Genomic DNA, 8,110 nt, shown 5'->3' on the forward strand with positions numbered 1-8,110 from the left:
GCCCAATTCCACCAAGGGCTCGAGCTGTGTGCGAAGGACAAATCTGCTGTGGCTCGGTGTGGCTTGGAGTGCCCGCCATTTGCAATAGACTGTGGCCAGGTATCGCAGGAGGCCCTCGTGGCTGAGATCACTGAACTTTTGAGAGCGCAGGAGGGCCGCGAGGCGCCGGATCTCGGCCCCGTGTTCGAGCGTTTGTACGCTGACCTCAAGCGCATCGCCCGCGCGCGCGTGGGTCAGCTCTGTTCCGGTGACACACTCGGGGCGACAGCGCTGGTGCATGAGGCCTTTCTCAAGCTTTCCGGCTCGGACCAACTGTCTCTGACCAACCGACGCCACTTTTTTACTTGTGCGGCGTTGGCCATGCGCCAGATCCTGGTTGACAACGCGCGCAGCGCCAACGCCGAAAAGCGCGGCGCCGGCCTTGAGCAGGTGACACTCGGCCATTGTGATGCCGAAGCGCCCGCGGTTGGGCTGCCTGATCTTGATCTCGCCCTTGATGATCTTGATCGCATCAACCCGGAACTACGCGAGCTCGTCGAGCTGCGCTATTTCGCTGGCTTGTCGATGCCGGTCATCGCCGAATTGCGTGGCGTCTCGCTGCGCACGGTTACGCGCGACTGGGAGCGTGCCCGCTCACTGCTGCAACTGCGCCTGAGTGCCGATGGACTCTGAACGCCTGCAAGCCTGGCGAACGGCTGATCTCCTGTTCAGAGACTGGCTGGATCGGCCTTTGGAGCAACGAACAGAATGGCTGACACAGCAAGCGATGTCACCGGCTGCGCGCGCAGCGCTGGAACGATTGATCGCCGAGCAGGCCAGCGCCGACGGGCTGCCGTCCGTGCTTGATCGCGTTGATCGAGATGAGTCCCCATCTGCTCCGCTCAACAGCCTCGCTGGTCGCCGCGTCGGCGACTGGAAGTTGATCGAGGAAATCGGCCGTGGCGGCATGTCGCTGGTCTACAAGGCGCGCCGCTGCGACGTCGATTTCGAACAGGTTGCCGCACTGAAACTGCTCGGCATGGCCGCACTCGGTTCGCAAGGCGTCGGCCGTTTCGAGCAGGAGCGACAAGTGCTCGCGCGCTTGCGCCATCCGCATATTGCTGCCCTGATCGATGGCGGCGTCAGCGAGGACGGCTCGCCGTTCCTGGTCATGCCACTGATCGAGGGACGTGACCTGGATCGCTACTGCCGTGAGCAGGACTTGCACTGGCGCGATCGGGTGCGTCTCATCGAACAGATTTGTGATGCCGTCGCCCACGCGCATCAGAACCTGCTCGTGCATCGCGACCTGAAGCCGGCCAACATACTCGTCAGCGATGAAGGCGTTCCGGTGTTGCTCGATTTCGGCATCGCCAAACTGCTTGATGCCGATGACAAGTCGACCGGCACCGGATTGCGCGCGATGACTCCCTACTACGCTGCTCCGGAACAGATCGAAGGCTCTGCGATCACCACGGCGACCGATGTTTACGCGCTGGGCGTGATCCTGCGCGACCTTTGTGCGGACTGCGCGGCGCCACCGTCCGATCTGGTCAACATCATCGGCATGGCCACGCGCACCGAACCGGAGAGGCGCTATCCCGATGCGCGTGCCTTGGGCGAGGATCTGCATCGCCTGATGTCTGGCTACGCCGTGCGTGCAACCCCGGACAGTGCCAGCTACCGCTTACGCGCGTTCTTGCGTCGGCGCCGTGGCTGGGTGGCCGCCGCATCGGCCGTGCTGGTCGTGCTCGTAGCTGGCCTCGTCGCCACCCAGTGGCAGGCGCGACGCGCCACGCTGCAGGCGCAGGAAGCGATGCGCCAATCCGAGCGCGCGGAAGCCAGCCGGACGTTTCTCTTTTCCCTGTTCGAGGCGGGCAATCGCGAACAGACCGGTGGCGAGGACCTGCGCGTCTCGGCCCTGGTAGCGCTCGGCGCTGCGCGTCTGCCTGAGTTTTCGGATCGTCCCGAATTGCACGCCGAGATGGCCACGCTGCTCGGGCATATCGATACGGCACTCGGAGAGTACGAGCAGGCACACGCACTTCTCGACGCCGCTTCGCAGAGTGCCGAGCGCAGCGGTGAAACCCGATTGATGGCCCAGGTTCGTCTGGACCGGGCCACGCTGGCCAATGCCGAAGGCGAATCCGGCAAGGCGGTCAAACTGTTCGACGAGGCATTGGAACTCCACCCACGCGACCCTGCATTTCGTGTTTCCGCGTTGACGGGCTGGACTTACGCCATGCAGAACAGTGGTCGGACCGAGGAGGCGATCAGTCGACTTGCCGTGGAGCTCGACAGGCAGGATTCGATTTACACGCCGACCCAGCGCGGCGAGCTGCTACTAGGCCAGGCAAGCCTGGTATCCGAGCCCGCAGACAAGCTTGCGCTCGTCATTGAGGCAAAAACGCATTTTTCAGAACAGCCGCTGGCGCCGGCCACGGAACTCGAGCTTGAAGAAGCGTTGGGTGCCGCCTATGAACGCCTGGGCAAGAGCGAGCAATCGTTCAAGCACCAGAGTCGTGCGGTCGATCTCGCCGATAGGCTCTATCCAGGATCAACGCGCCTTCGAGCTCGCGCCCACAACAATTTTGGTAGTTCCTTGCGCCGCGCCAATCGACTGGCCGAGGCCAACGCGGCGTACCAGTTGGCTGAGCCGATCTACCGTCAACTCGGCGATGATCACTCGCCCGCATTCGCTGCGTTCCTGCACAATCGCGGCATTCTGCTGCGCGATCTCGGTGACCCGGTGCGCGCGCTACCCTTGCTTGAGCAGGCGTTCGCGCTTGCCAGCGAGCAGTTCGGCGCTGATGATCGCCGCACCGGCATCGCGCTTCGGCATCTGGCCCTGGTCCGAGCGGAAGTCAGCGCGGATCCGCGTGCTGACAAGGAGTGGTTGCAAGCGCGCGAGATTGTACGCACGGCTGGAAATGCTCGTGAAGTCTACGACCTGTTGCTGATTGGCACCCGGATTGCGCTTGACCTCGGGCGCAACAATGAGGCACAGCTGCGCTTCGACGAAGCGGAGTCATTGGCCGAAGCCGAATCCCTGAAACTGACGACGGTGCAGAACCTGCTTCGGCAGAACCTGTTCGGCACGCTGGAATCCTTGCAGAGCCATGGGCCGACCGCAACCGCCGCATTCGAGCGAGCTCTCGTATTCGCTGAAGAGGGTGAATCCACTCATCATCCGCAATGGTGGCGAATCGAGCGCGCGATCGCCGAACACGAAGAGCGCAACGGCAACCCTGCACAAGCGCGCGAACACTATTCAAACGCGATCGACGCCCTGATCAAGCTGGGCGCGAGCAGCGATGCCAGTTCCGTGCGTGCCATGCGCCTGCGGCTGGATCACCTCGATTGACCCCAGCAGCGTGCGACCCTGATTGACACGGTTGGCTGCCCGATCTCGTATGCCTCTGTATGCGGCCGAATCGCCCAATGGCGCCAATGCCATTTCGGCGTTCGGTCTGTGCTTGCACTCAGAGGGAGAACAACATGATCAGAAAATGGTTTGGTATTTCAATTGCAGTGGCGCTTGGCGCCGCTTGCCTGCCCGCGTTCGCATCCGAAGCGACGACCGACGGGTTCCCGCCGGCGCAGAACTTCAACTACACCCATCTACCGGGAGCAGACCAGGCGGCGGATGGCGCAGCCGAATTGCTGGGCGCAAGTGCCTATCTCTTTGTCGCGGGCTCTGCCTTTACGCCGCGCGACAGCAGCGCGACCGTAACCTATCCTGGGGGCGGCTGTTCAACCATCTCCAGCTTAACCGTCGCCAGTGGTTACCTTCTTACGAGCCTGGAATTGCCGACCAACGCCGTGATCCAGGGCCTGCGTCTCTACTACTACTCCCCCGTGGCAGGGAATCGCGTTCGTGCGGGAGTTGCCACCTACACCGGTGACGGAGGAACCACTGATTTGCTGTTCGTAACGTCGACAGAAAGCACCGGCTATACGAGCGAATACTTCCCGCTCGCAACCCCGGCCACCGTCGACAACGCCAATCAGTCTTATGCACTGCTCGGATCGACGGAAACCGGAACGCGACTTTGCGGTATTCGTCTTTTGTATTCGCCGTAGGGAGGGGATCATGACAATCGACATCAAGACACCTCCCGTGATCCGCAAGAAAGCATTTTCATGCGCGTTGCTCGGGCTGCTGGCCGGAATCTCCACATTGCCAGTCACCGCGGCATCTGCAGGCCAGCCGATTGAGCCAGCGGCACCTCAATCAGCTCAGGCGGATCAACCCGCAGGTGTACTTTTCCGCTACCTGCAGATTGCAGGTGCGGCCTTTCACCCATTTGACACCACGACCACCTATAGCTATCCGGGTGCCGGGTGCATCTCGAAGACGGGCGGTGCCGGCTCCTTGTTCACGCACAAGGTAGTGCTGCCGGCGGGCTCGGTGGTGCGCTTCTTGCGCCTGTACTTCTACGACAATGCGAGCAGCTCGGTGACGGCGTTCATCTACACTTATAACGGTGTCGGCAACTTCAGCCAGCTCACCAGCGTCGGCTCGGAAACTAGCGGTGGCTTCAACACGACGTTGTCGCCGGCGATCAGCTACGAGGTCAACCCGGCCACAGCCGCAATCAACGTGGTCGCCAACCTCGGTACCCAGAACGACAGTACGCTGCGATTTTGCGGTGTGCGCATCGCCTACGATGCGCCGATCACGGATCGCATTTTCGCTGACGATTTCGACTTCACCCCGCTCTAGATGGTCGAAACGCGATGATTTCCGCCTCCAGGGCATCCGGATCTGGCCCTCCCCGCCTGAGGTGGGCCGTTGCCTGCCGCGTCGTGCCCGCCGAGGCGACCGGGCCAACATCGTGACCAGATGGACCCCGAAATCCCGGCCGGATTCGGCTCGAATCTGAACGAGCAGGTCAGCTTCCGTGACTTATGGAGCTTGTTTGGCAAACCCGTCGCCCTTATTATTGTACTCACGGGTTTTGAATTAACGGATTCAGGCATGAACTCTCACAGCGCGCTCCCCCAGATCCAGCGATCTGGCCCGGGAGCGCTTTTTTCACAGCGGTTATGGCAAACCGGCTTGCTGGTCGCTGCAGTGACTCTTTTCACGGGTTGCGCAGTCGGCCCGGACTTCCGCTCGCCGGTCCTGCCCGAACAGGCAGGTTACCGCGCCGATGACCTGCCCGTTTCCACGGCTTCAGCCGAGGCTCCGACGGGTGCGGCGCAGCGCCTGGTCGAGGGTGCGCAGGTCCCGGCACGCTGGTGGGAGGCCTTTGCCAGCGCGGAATTGAATCGGCGTGTCGAGCAGGCTCTGGCCAACAGCCCGGACATCGCTTCGGCGCAGGCCGCGCTGCGCCAGGCGCAGGCGCAGACCGACGTTACCCGAGGCGGGTTGTTTCCGTCGGTTGACGCGGTAGCGGGCAGCAATCGGCAACAGAATCCGCTGGCCAGCGGGCCGGTATCCGGTTCGGCTTCGCCCTATACGGTCTACAACGCATCTGTCGATGTGGGTTATACACTTGATCTCTTCGGCGGAGTGCGCCGTTCGGTCGAGGCCCAGGGCGCCTACGCCGACATCCAGCGCTACCAGTTGCAGGGCACTTTTCTGAGCCTGGCTGCCAACGTGGTCACCACGAGCATTCGCGAAGCGTCCTTGCGCGGCCAGATTCGCGCGAATGAAGAGATCACGCGCGTCTATCAGGAACAGTTCGAATTGACCGAACGGCAGTACGACACCGGCGTCAAATCGCAGGGTGAAGTCCTGTTCGCGCGCAGCCAGGTTGCCGCCGCACGCGCCCAGTTGCCGACTCTGAAAAAGTTGCTCAATCAGACCCAGACACAATTAGCTGTATATCTCGGCCAGTTCCCTTCGGAGGCCGAATTCGCCGAACTGACTCTGGAAGATCTGCAGTTGCCGCTGGAGATACCGGTCAGCCTGCCATCGGCCGTGGTACGCACGCGCCCCGACGTGCTGGCAGCCGAAGCCAACCTGCACCAGGCCACGGCAGCGGTAGGCATCGCCACGGCCAACCTGTTCCCCAACATCGTGCTGTCGGCCTCACTCGGTTCGCAGGCTCTTGAGCGGGGGGATCTGTTTGGCGGCAGCACTGAGGCCTGGAGCCTGGGCTTGAATTTGCTGCAGCCGATCTTTCGTGGCGGCAGCCTGCGCGCACAGAAGCGCGCGGCCGAGGCCGGCCTCGACCAGGCTTCGGCAGACTATCGGAGCACCGTGCTGACCGCCTTCCAGAATGTCGCAGACAGCCTGCGCGCACTTGAACTGGATGCCGAAAGCCTTGCCTCGCGTGCGGCCGCCCTGGAGGCAACCGCCGAGAGCCTGGCCATCGCCCGCCGACAATACGAAGACGGCTCGATTGAATACTTGCAGGTGCTGATCGAATCCCGCCTGTTTGAACAATCCAGGGTTCTTTTCATCGAGGCGCGCGCCAATCGACTCGCCGACACGGCTGCGATGTACACCGCACTCGGTGGCAATTTCAGCGCTGGAGAGCCAATCGCACAGGACACCGTCGGCACGGAGTCGCCCCAATGACGCATTGCCGCCGCGACTCCTTCAAGCACCGCCCATCACACATCCCTACGCATCGGAAGCCGGCCATCGTGCCTGTTGCCGTTGCCAACCCATCGACCCATGAGGAATGCGCATGAACTCGCGCAACGAACGCAAACCCAGCACGACCAAACGCATGATCCTGATGATCGCGCTTGTCGGCGGATTCCTGGCAGTGCTGATTGCCTGGAATATCGTTGGCAAGATGATGGGGCAGAACGCTGCCGCCAACATGCCGGTGCAACCGCAGACCGTGACCTCGATGAAGGTCGGGACGCAGCTCTGGCAGCCCGAGCAGAACAGCGTCGGATCCCTGCGTGCAGTGCAAGGCGCGGACCTCGCCTTCGATGTCGGCGGCGTGGTGACTGCGGTCAAGGCCAAGTCGGGCCAGCAGGTCGAGAAAGGTCAGTTGCTGATCGAACTGAACGCCGACGACATCATTGCCGAACGTCGCCAGCTTGAAGCCAATGCAGCCTTGCTCAAGCTCAATCTGGATCGTGCGCGCAAGCAGCTTTCCTACAAGGGCATAAGCCAGGCTGAAGTCGACACGGCAGAGGCAAACTACAAGGCCGCCCAGGCCGGTATCAGTCAGCAGCAGGCATTGATCGACAAGCGCCAGTTGCGCGCACCCTTCAGCGGTCGCATCGGAATTATCAGCATCACACCGGGCAGCTACGTGAGAGTCGGTGACGCGGTCGTCACCTTGCAGCAACTCGATCCGATCCTGGTTGACCTCAATGTGCCACAGGACAAGCTCGGCGAGATCAAGACCGGCCAGGCCGCCGTGCTGTCACTGGACTCGTTCCCCGATCATCCCTTCCTTGGCGAAATCACCGCAATCAGCCCGAAACTCGATCCAGGTACGCGAAACGCCCAGGTCGAGGCGAGCGTGCCGAATCCGGATGAACTGCTGAAGCCGGGCATGTTTGCCAGGGTCGCGGTCCAGGTCGGCGAGCAGAAGCCCAACCTGACCTTGCCGCAGTCGGCAATCACCTTTAATCCTTATGGCGAAACCGTCTTCCTGGTCAAGCGGTCAGGCAAGAAGGATGAAAAAGGCAAGCCGGAAATGCCCACGGCACAGTCGGTGTTCGTGACCACCGGTGCCAAGCGGGGCGACCAGATTGCCGTGCTCAGCGGCATCAAGGAAGGCGATGAAGTCGTCACCAGCGGCCAGCTCAAGATCAAGAACGGCACACCGTTGATCATCGATACCAGCACGGCGCCTCCAGACGACGCAGCGCCGACGCCACAGGAAAAGTGAAAGCACGGTGCGGACCTGGCGACATGAAAGCTTGAACACCCGTTGTCGCCAATCACCGCGCCTCATCCGCGCAAACCAAGCGAACACCCATGAAATTCACTGACACCTTCATCAACAAGCCGGTCTGGGCCATCGTCATCAGCCTGATCATCCTCGTACTCGGGCTTCGCTCGGTGCTGGACATGAGCGTGCGCCAGTTTCCGAAGACAGAAAATGCCGTGGTCACCGTCACCACGGTCTACTACGGAGCCGATGCGCAGACGGTCGCGGGCTTTATCACCCAGCCACTGGAATCGGCAGTCGCTCAGGCCCAGGGTATC

Annotated in this window: 7 protein-coding genes; all 7 read left to right on the forward strand. The window is 62.0% G+C overall.

Translation table 11 applies throughout. The annotated features are described in order from the left end of the window. Positions 1-117: 117 nt before the first annotated feature. On the forward strand, positions 118-672 hold the full coding sequence (locus tag WBP53_RS10595; RefSeq protein ID WP_423928701.1) for an ECF-type sigma factor: 555 nt from the start codon (positions 118-120) through the stop codon (positions 670-672). Then, positions 662-3,343 carry a protein kinase domain-containing protein gene (locus WBP53_RS10600; protein WP_423928703.1) on the forward strand — a complete coding sequence of 894 codons (2,682 nt, stop codon included), beginning with the start codon at positions 662-664 and terminating at the stop codon, positions 3,341-3,343. Before WBP53_RS10595 ends, WBP53_RS10600 begins: the two co-directional genes overlap by 11 nt. Positions 3,344-3,477: 134 nt before the next feature. After that, entirely contained in the window at positions 3,478-4,062 is a 585-nt protein-coding gene (locus WBP53_RS10605; RefSeq protein ID WP_423928705.1) for a hypothetical protein, read from the forward strand. Between the two features lie 10 nt (positions 4,063-4,072). Further along, on the forward strand, positions 4,073-4,705 hold the full coding sequence (locus tag WBP53_RS10610; RefSeq protein WP_423928707.1) for a hypothetical protein: 633 nt from the start codon (positions 4,073-4,075) through the stop codon (positions 4,703-4,705). Between the two features lie 255 nt (positions 4,706-4,960). Then, positions 4,961-6,511 (forward strand): efflux transporter outer membrane subunit, encoded by a 1,551-nt coding sequence (locus WBP53_RS10615; protein ID WP_423928709.1) that lies wholly within the window; start codon positions 4,961-4,963, stop codon positions 6,509-6,511. A gap of 112 nt (positions 6,512-6,623) precedes the next feature. Then, entirely contained in the window at positions 6,624-7,790 is a 1,167-nt protein-coding gene (locus WBP53_RS10620; protein WP_423928711.1) for an efflux RND transporter periplasmic adaptor subunit, read from the forward strand. 89 nt (positions 7,791-7,879) lie between these two features. After that, positions 7,880-8,110 (forward strand): efflux RND transporter permease subunit (locus tag WBP53_RS10625; RefSeq protein WP_423928713.1); only part of this gene is annotated, 231 nt, incomplete at its 3' end.

It is taken from the genome of Dokdonella sp. (assembly GCF_049593775.1).
GTDB lineage: Bacteria > Pseudomonadota > Gammaproteobacteria > Xanthomonadales > Rhodanobacteraceae > Dokdonella.